Origin of the sequence: Pontibacter sp. MBLB2868, from assembly GCF_051904785.1 — a bacterium.
Classification (GTDB): Bacteria; Bacteroidota; Bacteroidia; order Cytophagales; family Hymenobacteraceae; genus Pontibacter.
In genome coordinates this window covers 4,104,565-4,118,455 of sequence record NZ_CP196710.1, presented here as the reverse complement: position 1 = coordinate 4,118,455, position 13,891 = coordinate 4,104,565, and the positions used below count along the sequence as shown (strand labels likewise).

The following is a 13,891-nucleotide window of genomic DNA, read 5'->3' as shown; positions in this document are numbered from 1 at the left end:
TTTGATTAATTCAATTTGTACTTTGAAAGTCAACGTAAAAGCCCCTGAGTACTTAATCTATTGCTGTGAAATCATTAAGCTACCTAAATAAATATTTACTCAAGTATAAGTACAGGCTCCTCTGGGGTATTGTATTTACTATTATCTCCAACTTTTTCCAGATACTGCCAGCCCAGGTAGTACGCCATGCCTTTAACCTGATAAAGGAAGGAATAAACCTGCATGGCCTCTATAAAGGGCTGGAGCAACAGGAAACTGTTTATGACATATTTGCCAAAAGCATATTGGTTTATGGTGTCGTGATACTGGTTATGGCCTTGCTGCGCGGTGTTTTCCTGTTTTTTGTGCGCCAGACGATCATTGTGATGAGCCGCCTGATAGAGAACGACCTTAAGAACGAAATATACGAGCATTACCAGAGCCTGCCCCTTAGCTTTTACCGCAAAAACAACACCGGTGACCTGATGTCGCGCATCTCTGAAGATGTGAGCCGTGTGCGGATGTATGTTGGCCCGGCCATTATGTACGGCATAAACCTGGTGGTGCTTTTCCTGATGGTGATCCCGTATATGCTGTCTGTTAATGTGAAGCTGACAATGTATACCCTGATCCCGCTGCCAGTCCTGGCCGTGAGCATTTACTATGTGAATAACATTATCCAGCGCAAGTCCGATGAGATACAACGCAGCCTCTCCGGCATTACCACTTTTGTGCAGGAGGCTTTCTCCGGTATTCGTGTTATCAAGTCTTTTGTGCGGGAAGATGACTCACACAATAATTTTACGACAGCCAGTAACACTTATAAAGACAAATCGCTGGAGCTAAACTTTGTCAATTCCCTGTTTTTCCCGCTCGTGCTGTTCTTGGTAGGTCTTAGCACCATTATTACAATATACATTGGCGGCCAGGAGGTGATAAACGGCAGCATCACAACAGGTAACATTGCTGAGTTTATTATTTACGTGAACATGCTTACCTGGCCTGTTACCTCGCTGGGCTGGACAGCCAGCCTGGTACAACGTGCCGCAGCATCGCAGGAGCGCATCAACGAGTTTCTGCATACCAAGAACGACATTGTTACCCGCGAAAACATCAGCAAAGACATCACAGGCGACATCCGTTTCGAGAACGTTGACTTCATTTACCCCGATACCAACATCCATGCGCTTCGGCATGTATCGTTTGATATAAAGCATGGCGAAACACTGGCTATTATCGGTAATACCGGATCAGGCAAAAGCACTATTGCCAACCTGCTGCCACGAATGTATGATGTGAGCGGTGGCCGCATTCTGATAGACGGGGTGGATGTGCGCGACTATAACCTGAAAAGCCTGCGTAGCCAGATTGGATATGTGCCGCAGGACGTATTCCTTTTCTCTGATACCATCAGTAATAACATCGGGTTTGGCCTGCCAAGTATAACCGAGGAGCAGATGGTGCAGTCTACCAAGGATGCCGACGTTTATGAGAACATTGTTCGCTTCCCGGATAAGTTTGAGACCAAGCTTGGGGAGCGGGGCATTACTCTATCGGGTGGACAGAAACAGCGCGTATCTATTGCCCGGGCGCTGGTGCGGGAGCCACGCATACTCATCCTCGATGACTCTCTGTCAGCGGTGGATACTAAAACAGAGAACGCCATTCTGAACAGCCTGCGCCGCATCATGGACAACCGCACTTCTATTATCATCTCGCACAGGGTTTCTTCTGTAAAGCTTGCCGACAGGATACTGGTGCTGGATGATGGTGAGATTGTACAGCACGGCACGCATGAGGAACTGATAAACCAGGATGGGCTTTACAAGGTGCTTTACGAGCGTCAGCTTCAGTCTGAAGATACGGAGTAGCGTTTCTGTTTTTTAGCTCGTTGTAAGCCCAGATGTAAGGTGCCCGGTAACCTCATTTACAGAATGTGGGACTTTTTTAGTACAGATTCTGTTATACCAACGTATAGCAAATTTTACAACCCAAATTTTTTCTGTTTATGGCCATCGACTTACAGCAAATCGGTAAAAGATTCAGGTTTTACACCAACCTAAAAGAACTGGACATGGAGCAACTTAAGGCCATGACCGGTAGTGATGAAACCACCCTGGCAAGCATAATTTCAGGTCAGAATTACTTACTTGATGACCTTGTGGCGATTGTGAAGAACTTTAAAGAACTGAACCCCCAGTGGCTCATTTACGGAGAAGGCAGCATGTTTAAGCCTATGAACGGAGATGGGTCCTGCGATGACCATCACAAGGGCTGCCTCAAAAAAGAGAAGACCGCTTATCTAAAGCAGATGCAGGACATGCTCCTGGAACTGGATGCAGCAGAAGTCGCCAAAGGGCATCACCCCGATGTCGAGGCTTTGAAAGCTAAATTAGACCAGTATAAATCCACTCTTTGATACTGACTGAGTTTTCCAGCACAGCAGTAGCGCAACAAAACATTTGTGTTTGATATTAGCCGGACCGAGCATTGGTTTCATAAAAACCAATGCATTTTTTACGTGTGCCTCACTTAAACCACACTTGCTACAGCTTTGCCCGACCGAACATAAAATTGCTACTGCGGCAACTTATATGCGATTCCGTTTAAGATAAGATTTACCGTGAACAGTACATCCTGCTCTATTTTTTCAAAATCAATGGAAGGGAGTTTATGAAAATCTGCACGCTGAAACTCGTCGAACTGGATAAGGTCCTTCACAACCATAATTGAGTATCCTACACGCTCGGCTTCGCAGGATTTAAACGTACCGTTCGCTATGCCTTCTTTTAAAACAGCTGCATAGTAATTGGCTTCTTTGGCCCTGGACTCACGAAAAAGCTCCTGAAAAAGGGTACGTGTTTCGATCAGTACTTTAATAGAGATAGTGTGCTGAGTTACAATTTCCTGGTAGTAGCGCAACGAAGACCGGATGTACAGCAGCAGGCGCTCATGAGGATTGGGCTCCTGCTCAGCTATATGCTTGATGCGAGAAAGGCTCTCCTTCCACTCCTGCGAAAAGGCCTCAATAAAAAGTACCTCCTTGCTTTTGTAGTAATAGTAGAGCGTCGGCTTTTTTAAACCAATAGCATGCGCAATATCATCGAGGGTGGCTTTGCTGTAACCTAACCTCCCGAAAACTGACTTTGCAGCTTCCAGTATCAGCTCTTTTTTAGCCTCTGCTTTCTTACCCAAAATATTTAGTGTATAGTTTTTGGGGCGGAGAGAATGAGCGCCCTTACTCAAATATAGAGTATAATTTTATACTTACAAGTATAGCTGCTTACTGCTGCAAAGGCACCTCCAGCATACCCTTGTCATCTGTCGGAAACCACTCCACATAAAAGTCTTCCAGCTTCAGTTTCTCTTCCTTGGCATAGTCAAAAGCAGCAGCATAAAGTTTTCTTGGTGATAGCACCACATTTGCATCTACCTCTACATGTACTACTTTTTTTCCGCCTGGCACAGTACGCAAAGTATAACCGGCAGGCAACGTAACACCGGCGTCTGGCACGATAACTCCTATAAAGGCTCTAAGGCTATCCCCGCTTTTGTCCGGATCATTGTAATAAATGTTGCCCAGCATGCCTTCCAGCTCCTTGTTCTTCAGCACTTCTGCGGCACGCTGAAAAGCCTGCCCCATAGCTTCGTCGTCCACGGAGCCTTCAAAAGGCTGCCCTGCCACATACATGGTATCAGAAGTTTTTACGGTAACCTCAGGTGCTGTAAAACCACCAATGTATGTATAAAGCACCAGTAGAATGATGGCCAGACCGGCCATTACGTAGAAGAGTTTTTTCATAAATCGATCATGTTCTTGTACTGCATATGATACAGTTGCGCATAGTAACCGTTGTGCTCCAGCAACTCTTCATGATTGCCCATCTCCTTAAGCTCCCCCCTATCCAGCACGATGATCTTATCTGCTTTCTGAATAGTAGACAGCCTGTGTGCAATCACAATGGACGTGCGGCCATGCATTAACTGGTCTATTGCGTACTGTATTAATTCTTCGGTTTCGGAGTCAACACTGGAGGTTGCCTCATCAAGTATGATAACTTCAGGGTTGTATACCATGGCACGCACAAAAGAAATCAGCTGGCGCTGCCCTACCGAAAGGGTGGCTCCACGCTCCATCACCTTATAGTGCAAACCACCCGGCAAACGCTCTATAAATTTGCGAGCCCCCACCAGGTCAGCGGCCTCCCACATCTGCTCTTCCGTAATATTTTTGTTGCCCAGGCTGATGTTATCGGCTATAGTACCGGAGAAAAGGAATACATCCTGTAATACTACCCCGATGTGGTGGCGCAACACGCTCAGGTCATACTCTTTCAAATCATGCCCGTCAACGATGATATGACCCTTATTAATTTCGTAAAAGCGGTTTAGCAGGTTGATCACAGATGTTTTGCCGGCACCTGTCGCCCCCACAAATGCTACTGTTTCACCGGCTTTCACATCAAATGAAATATCGCGCAGCACCCACTCCTCATCGTTGTAAGCAAACCACACGTTTTCGAAGCGTACATTGCCTTTAATTTTTTCAGGGGCATAGGTTCCGTTGTCGGCTATCATCTCTTTGCTATCGAGCAGGCGCATTAAACGCTCCGTGCTAACCACTCCCAGCTGCAGTGTATTAAACCGGTCAGCGATCATGCGTATAGGCCGGAAGAACATCTGAATATAAAGTATAAAGGCCATCAGAGTTCCTAACGATGTTTCATCGTCTATCACTCCATGCGCACCATACCAAACCAGCAAACCTAAGCCTGCCGCGCCTATTATCTCCGCTACCGGAAAGTAGATGGAGTAGTATAAAACAGACCGCACATTGGCGCGGGTGTGCTCTTTATTGATATCCTTGAATTTCTGCATTTCGCGCTCTTCATTATTGAAGATCTGCACGATGCTCATGCCTGTAATGTGTTCCTGAACAAATGAGTTCAGCCTCGCTACTGCCGTTCGTACCTCCTGAAACGTATCTTTTATCTTTTCTTTAAAGATGTAAGTGCTGATCAGCATGATCGGGAAAGTGGAAAGGCTCACCAGCGCCAGCTCCCAGTCAATGTAAAACATGAAGCCCACAATGAACACCAACTGCAGTATATCCCCTATCATGGCGGCCAGCCCTTCGCTGAATACATCCGATAGCGTTTCCACATCCGATACATTGCGCGTTACCAGCGTTCCGATCGGGGTTCTGTCAAAAAACTTTAAGCGCAGGTCGAGAATATGACGGTAAAGTTTGATGCGGATATCACGGACCACATGCTGCCCCAGCCAACCGGCAAAGTAGGTATGCAGGTACTGCACAATGGCATGCACTACCAGCAGCACGCCCAGTATCACGAACATCTTGTTCAGTCCTTCCCAGTCGTTCTGCAGAATTTCGTGGTCTACAGTATACTGTATCAGGAAGGGGCGCAGTGCGGCAAGTATAGCCGATGCAAAGGTCAGGAAAATGATAAAGTAAAAGATCCGCACGTAGGGCTTCACAAACGTGAATAGCCGTTTCAGTACGTCTGAATCGAATACTTTACCTGTATTTTTTGGTTTGTCTTCCAACGTGGATATCTAGATTTAGGTGGCAAAGATGTAATTACTAAACGAAACAGTCTCTTCTGTACGTACGCCTATGCTTAACCGGTTGTAAAGTTAATAGTTTTGGTTCAGGAATTTTCAGGATTAACGGAGAGGGGTAGGATTCTTTTTGTTACTGCAAATATGTAAGAAAACCTGAGCGGCTAAAAAACAAGAGGCTGAAACCATAAACAGCTCCAGCCTCTTTAAATTATCAAATTTATAAACTTATACTCTTTCCAGCGCCTGCTCAATATCTGAAATAATATCTTCAGGGTGTTCTACCCCTACCGATATTCTGACCATACCTTCGCCGATACCCATTTTGGCTCTGTCTGCCAGGCAAATATCGGAGTGGGTCATAGAGGCAGGGTGCTCTGCCAGAGATTCTGTGCCACCCAAACTCACTGCTAACTTTATCAATCTGAGGCTATTCAAAAACCTGAAGGCTTCTTTTTCACCGCCTTTCAGGTCAAAAGAAATCATAGAACCGGCTGCGGTACACTGCTTGTCATAGATTGCCTGCTGCTGCGGGTTATCCTGCAGGTCGCCAAGGTAATAGATCTTCTCAACTTTGGGATGTTGTTTTAGGTAAGCAGCTACCTCTTCAGCACCCCTGCTTTGGGCTTCCATACGTATCTTGAGCGTTTCCAGGCTTCGCATGAGCATCCATCCCGTCCAGGGGCTGGCCATGGAGCCGGTAAAGGTGCGCATGCCTTTTACTGCTTTCATTAGGGCTGCAGAACCAACGCAGGCACCGGCTATCAGGTCAGAGTGACCTCCGATGTATTTTGTAGCAGAGTACAAAACCAGGTCAGCGCCATGTTTGAGCGGGTGCGAGAAAACAGGTCCTAAAAAGGTGTTATCTACGGCTACCACTGCTTTTCGCTCTTCTGTAGAGTGCTCTTTTGCAAGCGCTACACAAGCTTCGATGTCTACCAGGTGGTTGGTTGGGTTGGCTGGCGTCTCAATGTAGATCATCGCCAGTTTATCCGCCACACCTGAGTTTTTCAGTAACTGCGACACCTCTTCAGAAGTAGCGCTTGCCTGGAAGCCGATACTCTGGATGCCGAACTTTGGAAGAATGTTTTTGATGTAGTAGTCGGAGCCCCCGTAGATCGGTTCGCTGTGTAGGATTACATCGCCCGGTTTAAGAAGTGCCAGAAGAGTTGTGCTGATGGCTGCCATACCGCTGGCGAATACGGCTGCATCTTCGGCGCCGTCCCAAACACGCAGTCTGTTCTCAAGTATTTCCAGGTCGGGGTTATTGAGGCGGCTATAGATCAAGCCCAACTGTTCCTCAGCATCTTTCTCGCGCAGGCCATAAGCCAACTCAAAAAAGGCTTTGCCCTCTTCAGCGTTCTTAAAAACAAAGGTGGACGTTTGATAGATGGGAGCTTTTACTGCCATTTCTGACCATTCCGGGTTATACCCGTAACTCATCATTAAACTTTCAGGCCGCACGTGTTTACCGTTTAAATGCGGCCCAAGATGGTCTTCTTCCAGTTGCATAGTTTTATATTTTTGTTTGGGTGATTTTCTGAAATATGTTCTCCGGGTACTCTACCTTAGCCAGGAACAAACCTTCTGAAGGAGCTGCGGCACTTGACCTGCTCCTATCCTGGCTGGCTATGATCTTCTCAAATTCCTGCACCGATAATTTCCCACGGCCTACATCTACCAGCGTGCCTACCACCAAACGCACCATACCCCGCAAAAACCTGTTGGCACTGATAGTGAATAGAAGCTCCTCCCCTTCCTGCTTCCAGGTGGCTTCGTACATTTCGCAGCGATAATGTTTGGTATCGCCTTTTACTTTGCTGAAGGTAGTAAAATCCTCATACTTCAGCAGTATGGCCGCCGCCTCATTCATCTTTGCTATATCCAGCGGACGGCTGTGGTACCAGGCATGGTATCTTTTAAAAGGATCTTTGCGGAGGGTGATGTGGTAGTGATATGTGCGGGCAAAGGCATCGTAGCGGGCATGGGCCTCATCAGTTACTAAGTATAAATTAAGAGCGGCAATATCATTTGGCAGGATGCGGTTTAACCTGAAAACAACATGCTGTGGGTCCAGAAGCTGTTCTGTATCGAAATGTACGAACTGCTGGCTGGCATGCACGCCTGTATCGGTGCGGCCACTGCCTGTGGTACTTATCGGCTCACGTAGCATCTTACTTAGGGAATCTTCCAAAACCTCCTGCACCGTGAGGGCGTTTGGCTGCACCTGCCAGCCGTGAAAACGGGTTCCGTCGTAAGCTATCTCTAAAAAGTACCGCATGTGGCAAAGGTATAAAAAATCCCTGCACAGGCTTAGTACCTGTGCAGGGATTCAAACAGCTTTTATATTTTAAGCTTTAAGCCAGTTCCTTTATATTAATTAGAACCTGCCTGTCCGTTACGAACACCATCCAAGATAACTTGCCCCACAGAACGGTTTTCAGTTCTACGGCGGCTATCTTCTCTGCGGCGCTGTTCTTCACGGCTTCTCTCCCAGCGGTCATCCTCTCTTCTCCTGTCGTCATCACGTCTTCTTTCATCCTCTCTGCGCCGGCTCCATACATCATCATCACGATCATCATCTTTGTCGTGCTTTTTGTAGCGCTTCTTATATTCTTTCTCGTACTCTTTCTCCCGCTTCCACTCCTCATGAGCACGATGCTTTTTATCAACAAAAGATGGTTTACCCTTGGCTTTCCCTTTGCCATTACCGTTACCATGTCCGTGGCCATCTGCGAATGCAGTCTGACCTGCAAAGGCAAAAGACAACATTAAGGCGATTGTGAGTAACTTTTTCATATGCTTGTTCTTTAGGTTCAGGCATGGTAATGCAAAGTGGGTGCCAAAAACTATATAGCGAAATTAATTATAGTTATTACACCACCTTAAAAAGCAAAAAAGTCCACTCTGGCTAAAGAGCGGACTTTTAATTCTTATTTTTAAGAGGAGTGCCCTAGAGAGCCCCGCACAACAGGCGCTGGGGTATTACAGTTTTTCGTAAATAACGGCTACACCCTGCCCTACACCTACGCACATGGTAGCTAAACCATACTTTACGTTTTCACGGCGTTTCATTTCATGAAGCAGTGTAGCGGATATTCTGGTACCACTAGCTCCAAGAGGATGCCCGATGGCTATAGACCCACCATTTACATTTACTTTTGACGGGTCCAGGCCAAGCTCATTCATACATGCCACTGCCTGCGACGCAAATGCTTCGTTCAGTTCGATCAGGTCGAGGTCGTTTATACTTAAACCGGCGCGTTTTAGTGCTTTGTGTGTAGCCGGAACCGGACCGATACCCATGTGTGCAGGATCTACGCCAGCAACGGCAGCAGAAACCACGCGCGCCATTGGTGTTAAGTTATAGCGCTTTACAAACTCTTCGCTTACCACGATAGACACCGCAGCGCCATCATTTATACCCGAGGAGTTACCTGCCGTTACCGAACCTCCTTTTTTAAACGCCGGGTTCAGGCTTGCCAGCTTCTCTTCTGAAGAAAGGCGCGGATGCTCGTCCGTGTCGAACACGATATCCTCACCCTTTCGTTGCGGAATATGCACCGGCACGATCTCATCTTTGAATTTACCGGCCTCGGCAGCAGCTTTATACTTCAGTTGTGAGCTATGGGCAAACTCGTCCTGGGTTTCACGTGAAATGTTGTACCTGTCTGCTACGTTCTCGGCTGTCTCGCCCATGGCAAACGGGTAGTGCAGCTTCGAAAGCTTATCGTTAGTAAAGCGCCAGCCAATGGTAGTATCATAAATCTCCGGAGTACGGGAGTAAGCTGTTTCAGCTTTCGCCATCACAAATGGGGCGCGTGTCATACTTTCCACACCACCCGCCAGGTATACTTCTCCGTCTCCGGCACTAATTGCCCGGGACGCATCTATAATGGATTGCAGACCAGAAGCGCAAAGGCGGTTTACGGTAACGCCACCAATCTCCTGCGGAAGCCCCGCCAGCAACAGCGCCATACGCGCCACATTCCGGTTATCCTCGCCAGCCTGGTTTGCTGCCCCCATCACCACATCTTCGATAAGTGCAGGGTCTAGGTTAGGATTACGGGCCACTATTTCCTTCATAACAAGGGCCGCCATATCATCTGGGCGAACCGAGCTAAGGGTACCGCCAAACTTGCCAACCGGCGTTCTAATTATATCAATTATGTATGCTGCGTACATCTATGTTTTGGTTTTACAGGTCTTTGTCTAATTTTGCATCTCATTGCAAGTTAAATTAACCGCTTCATGATACAAAGAATTCAATCCGTATTTCTGTTCCTGCTGGTGCTGGCTATGGTAGCTATGCTGTTTTTACCGCTTTGGTCTAAGACTGATGCTACCACCGGTGAGGAAGTTGTACTAACAGCCTGGAACATTAAATCATACGCAACAGAAGAAAATATAGCGCCTGGCACCATTCCGCAGGAAAATACTTTTGCCATCGGATTACTGGCTATTACCGCAGCCGTGGTCGCATTTTTCGAGATTTTCCAATATAAAAAGCGCCTGAACCAAATGAAGCTTGGCTTGCTGAACACGCTGATCATTGCTGCGCTGCTGGGAACATCTTTTTACTACGCTGCCTATGTTGGTGCAGAATTAGTTAAGGCTGATAACAACGGTGCGTATCAGGCTGGTTTCTATATGCCGATGCTGGCACTGCTACTTAACGCCCTGGCCAACCGTTTCATCAAACGGGATGAGGACCTGGTAAGGTCTGTGGACAGGCTGAGGTAGTTATGAAATTTGAATGAGTGGATGGGTGATTATACTTACAACTCATATGACAAAGAAGCCGCTTTCGGATAATTCCGGAAGCGGCTTCTTTAGTTTTAGACAGGCTCGCAGTTGTAAAACCCACCCCTAACCCCTCCAAGGAGGGGAATTTCGTACCATTACACTTTGATGAAGACTAAATACTAGTTGTGGATTCAAGTGCAGACGAATTCACATAATAACATCTTTATTTTACGCCACCTTGCTGCATCTTTATTTCAAATACCAGGAACGATTCCCCTCCTCGGAGGGGTTAGGGGTGGGTCAATCATGCACCCATGAAACGAACTATAATCCCTTATAAACCATACCTGAAAGAGCTAGCCAGGCAACTTCGCCAAAATAGTACTCTATCAGAAACTCTGCTCTGGAATGAGCTCAAAGGTAAGAAGTTGCTCGGCTTAGACTTTGATAGGCAAAAGCCCCTGAGTAATTACATTGTTGACTTCTACTGTAAGGAGTTGATGCTTGCTATTGAAGTGGATGGTGACAGTCATGACTATAAGTATGAGGAAGACTGTGCCAGACAGGCTGAACTAGAAAAGCTTGGTGTTAGGTTTCTAAAGTTTGATGATGCTGCTGTAAAACGAGATATATCAAACGTACTTCGGGAAATTGAAGGGTGGGTACTTAAACATCAGTAGATCTAAGAACCCACCCCTAGCCCCTCCGAGGAGGGGAACATCGTACAAAATTTAATCGTGTACAACTAAAACTCCCCTCCCTGGAGGGGCTAGGGGTGGGTCAATCATTAGTAGAACTCTCCTCACCTCCTGCCACTATACCGCTCCAGTTCCTGCACACTGCTGTCGAACTTGAAGAGGTCGTAGATGTAGTAGAAGTGTTCTTTGTCGCAGAGATAGTCGTAGGCGTATTTGGCAAACTCTACGCGTGTGGTTTCAAAATCAAACTGCTGCAGTACGCGCTTCAGGTCTTCGGCAAGTATACTTCCGCTGCGCATCGCATCGCGGGCAATACTTAATTTGGTGCTCTCGAAGTCTCGGCTGTGCATGGTCTGTATCAGGCGATCCACTTCGTGGCCTGTCATCAGGTTACGGCAATCGCCTCTGTAGCGATCGTCGTAGCGTGGTGGCACGGGCTCGTAGCGGTGATCGCGATCGTGGTCGTCATAGCGGTCCGGGTAGCGGGGCAGTGGTCTTGGTACCGGAGGCGCTAAGGGCACTTCGCTGATCAGGCGCAGGTAAGCTTTACCGCTTCTGCCTACGGTGCGTACGGCATAGTTAGCCTCTACCCCATTGGGCACTACAATGCGTTGCCCCATTGTGTATACTCCATGGCGTGTTCTCACCCTCACCTCCACATAATGCTTGCCCGGCCTCACCGGCGCAATGCGCACAAAGTTAGAAGCGGTGTGGTTAACGGTTCTGTCGTCTAGCTGAATATGGAACACCTCGCCACGCTCGGCGGTGAAGGTTAAGACAGAGGCTTGTGCAAACACCGGCACAGCCAGCAGCACAAGCAAGAGCGGAAGTAGAAGCTTTTTCATCGAAGTATAGGTTTTTGCTTATACTTCCGCTAAGCCAATTATTGTGCCAGGATTATACTTTGGCTATGAGACTGAGTTTGTACGATACAGTTTTTTACCTAATAGCATTTATTAGCTAGCACACCTTTATGAATTATTAATTTTACACAAAAAAAAGCCGCAGATGATACACCTGCGGCTATGTGACTATACAATAGACAGCTATTATTAACCCTTTTTGTTTTTTACTTTGGGCTTATTTCTCTATTGTTAAAATCGTTTGGGTATTGCCTATTTGCACGTCCTAAACAACTTTATCATTGAATCATACCTTAGTACATAGATTCTTCAATGATAACGGTGCCGGCCGAGGTTAATGTTTGCTAGCTTTTTTCTTCATATTTATTAATACTGCTATAGAGGCGAATAGTAAACCAATAATTGATAGCAGTATAAATACCAACTCCTTACCAGTAACATTTAGTAGAATGATATATCCTACTTGTGCACCAATAATAGTGCAAATAATAATAAAGAGTAACTTATACTTATCCATATATTGAAACAAAAATTTTACATAAAACAGCCAGCTAATGATGCTGTTGCAAGAGAATAACCAACCCCAGCTAACACCATACCAGTTAACCCAGCAGTGGCAACACTTGTAGTAACGAGCGCTGCTGCAGCTACTCCACAACCTGCTACCGCGAATCCACAAATTACTGCAGATCTAGGATTAATCTTATCTAAGGCAACAATCGAAATAAGACCACCCGTTAGATCAAAATCCGAAGAAAGATCAATTATTTTGTAATCAAATAACTCACTTGGAGTAGCCCAATTACCTGTATATTCATAAATGTAAGACCAACCTTCGGGAGCTGCTACCCATTCACTTAAACCCGTTGTATAGCCTTGCGCACGAATATCTGTGACAGGGGAAAATCTATTTGGGTAATCTTTATGATACTTGCTAATTTTCTCCGAGTCCCGTGTAAAAGATAGATAAATGTATTACCCCCTGCACCTTTATTTAAATCTACATCAATTCTTGTGTAACCGTCCTCTGCAGCTGGGAGTGAATCACTATCTTTAATAAATTCAAGATTATAGATATACCCGAAACCATGTGTTTCTGAACTTTTAAAATCCTTAATTATGGTGGTACCACCTCTGCTCCATTGCAGGGCACACGCTTTCATGTTTAAAAGCTGAAGTTTGATTTAGAGCAGAGGAGCAGAGGGTTTTATTCCTGTTCTTTAAAAGCTATAGTTTAAACCAACAGCCACAGACTTAGCTCTTTCTGCATAATAACTATAGCCTTGCAGATCTTTATACAATAAATTCCCTTTGCCGTAGACCTCAAAGCGTTGGCTTATTTTGTAGTTAAGCACTAATCCAGCGGTGGCAAGCACATAAATACCGGAATCATGGGCTTCGTAGGTATCTTTTGTTTCTCCTTCAAAAGTTTCTGATTCATGTTGATTAACCTCGCCAAATACTGGTATTAAAGAGGCAGTAACATAAAAGTTTAACCGCCTGTCCGGATTAAAGGGTGTATACTGCACCAAAAGCGGAACCGCTACCCCGTGGTTATCCCTGCTGCGGTTATAGTAGATAATGGTATCGTTGCGACCATAGTAGATGCTTGAAACTCCACTTTCTTTATCTCTGCCAAATCCTACACCTATTTGTAAATTCATCCTCCTGCTTAGCCGATAACCAAAGTTTAATTGCGCGTAGGGCGTAATACTCCCCCTTACTTTTGTATCTAATCCACCAATTGAATATGCGACAGTTGTAAGCTCAATACCAGCGTAAAACCTTTTACTCGTTGTGTCTGCAGCAGTAGACTTTTGTGCAAAAGCAGAAAATGAGAGAAAAAAGAGCAGGAAAAGACAGGACAACGGTGTTTTCATATCCAGTTTATTGAGTAGTAACTTTAGCAAAGTGGCATTAAAATGGGGGGGGTAAAAGTTTGCTTTTTCATGTAAAATTTTTATTTAGTTAGTGATAAAACAAACATATATAAAATAAAGAACATTAAAGCAGGAAGATCTT

At 45.8% G+C, this 13,891-nt stretch carries 13 protein-coding genes; 4 read left to right on the top strand and 9 right to left on the bottom strand.

The features are described 5' to 3' along the window. Positions 1 to 65 precede the first annotated feature (65 nt). On the top strand, positions 66 to 1,850 hold the full coding sequence (locus ACSX1A_RS17610; RefSeq protein ID WP_439880953.1) for an ABC transporter ATP-binding protein: 1,785 nt from the start codon (positions 66 to 68) through the stop codon (positions 1,848 to 1,850). A gap of 137 nt (positions 1,851 to 1,987) precedes the next feature. Then, positions 1,988 to 2,398: a hypothetical protein gene (locus ACSX1A_RS17605; protein WP_439880952.1), complete on the top strand. Its 411-nt coding sequence runs from the start codon at positions 1,988 to 1,990 to the stop codon at positions 2,396 to 2,398. 158 nt (positions 2,399 to 2,556) lie between these two features. Here the strand turns inward: ACSX1A_RS17605 and ACSX1A_RS17600 are convergent, their stop codons facing one another. The 7 genes from ACSX1A_RS17600 to ACSX1A_RS17570 all read right to left on the bottom strand — a co-directional run bounded on the left by ACSX1A_RS17600 (position 2,557) and on the right by ACSX1A_RS17570 (position 9,747). Beyond that, on the bottom strand, positions 2,557 to 3,174 hold the full coding sequence (locus ACSX1A_RS17600) for a TetR/AcrR family transcriptional regulator (RefSeq protein ID WP_439880951.1): 618 nt from the start codon (positions 3,172 to 3,174) through the stop codon (positions 2,557 to 2,559). Between the two features lie 88 nt (positions 3,175 to 3,262). Continuing rightward, entirely contained in the window at positions 3,263 to 3,781 is a 519-nt protein-coding gene (locus ACSX1A_RS17595) for a GyrI-like domain-containing protein (protein ID WP_439880950.1), read from the bottom strand. Continuing rightward, a complete protein-coding gene (locus tag ACSX1A_RS17590; protein ID WP_439880949.1) occupies positions 3,778 to 5,547 on the bottom strand; it encodes an ABC transporter ATP-binding protein in 1,770 nt (589 codons plus the stop codon). The genes ACSX1A_RS17595 and ACSX1A_RS17590 overlap by 4 nt, the downstream gene beginning before the upstream one ends. A gap of 243 nt (positions 5,548 to 5,790) precedes the next feature. Beyond that, positions 5,791 to 7,074 (bottom strand): cystathionine gamma-synthase family protein, encoded by a 1,284-nt coding sequence (locus ACSX1A_RS17585; RefSeq protein WP_439880948.1) that lies wholly within the window; start codon positions 7,072 to 7,074, stop codon positions 5,791 to 5,793. A gap of 4 nt (positions 7,075 to 7,078) precedes the next feature. Continuing rightward, entirely contained in the window at positions 7,079 to 7,843 is a 765-nt protein-coding gene (truA, locus tag ACSX1A_RS17580; protein ID WP_439880947.1) for a tRNA pseudouridine(38-40) synthase TruA, read from the bottom strand. Between the two features lie 95 nt (positions 7,844 to 7,938). Continuing rightward, positions 7,939 to 8,361, bottom strand: coding sequence for a hypothetical protein (locus tag ACSX1A_RS17575; RefSeq protein WP_439880946.1), 423 nt, complete (start codon positions 8,359 to 8,361; stop codon positions 7,939 to 7,941). A gap of 186 nt (positions 8,362 to 8,547) precedes the next feature. Then, entirely contained in the window at positions 8,548 to 9,747 is a 1,200-nt protein-coding gene (locus ACSX1A_RS17570) for a thiolase family protein (protein WP_439880945.1), read from the bottom strand. A 66-nt stretch (positions 9,748 to 9,813) separates the two neighbouring features. On the opposite strand from ACSX1A_RS17570, the gene ACSX1A_RS17565 reads away from it, so the two are divergent. After that, positions 9,814 to 10,305, top strand: a complete 492-nt coding sequence (locus tag ACSX1A_RS17565; RefSeq protein ID WP_439880944.1) for a DUF4293 domain-containing protein — start codon at positions 9,814 to 9,816, stop codon at positions 10,303 to 10,305. Positions 10,306 to 10,622: 317 nt separating this feature from the next. After that, positions 10,623 to 10,988 carry an endonuclease domain-containing protein gene (locus tag ACSX1A_RS17560; protein WP_439880943.1) on the top strand — a complete coding sequence of 122 codons (366 nt, stop codon included), beginning with the start codon at positions 10,623 to 10,625 and terminating at the stop codon, positions 10,986 to 10,988. 122 nt (positions 10,989 to 11,110) lie between these two features. Here ACSX1A_RS17560 and ACSX1A_RS17555 read toward each other — a convergent pair whose 3' ends face one another. Together ACSX1A_RS17555 and ACSX1A_RS17550 are read right to left on the bottom strand one after the other, a co-directional pair. Next, positions 11,111 to 11,851 carry a DUF4476 domain-containing protein gene (locus ACSX1A_RS17555; RefSeq protein WP_439880942.1) on the bottom strand — a complete coding sequence of 247 codons (741 nt, stop codon included), beginning with the start codon at positions 11,849 to 11,851 and terminating at the stop codon, positions 11,111 to 11,113. A gap of 1,238 nt (positions 11,852 to 13,089) precedes the next feature. Beyond that, positions 13,090 to 13,533: a hypothetical protein gene (locus tag ACSX1A_RS17550; RefSeq protein WP_439880941.1), complete on the bottom strand. Its 444-nt coding sequence runs from the start codon at positions 13,531 to 13,533 to the stop codon at positions 13,090 to 13,092. Positions 13,534 to 13,891: the final 358 nt, after the last annotated feature.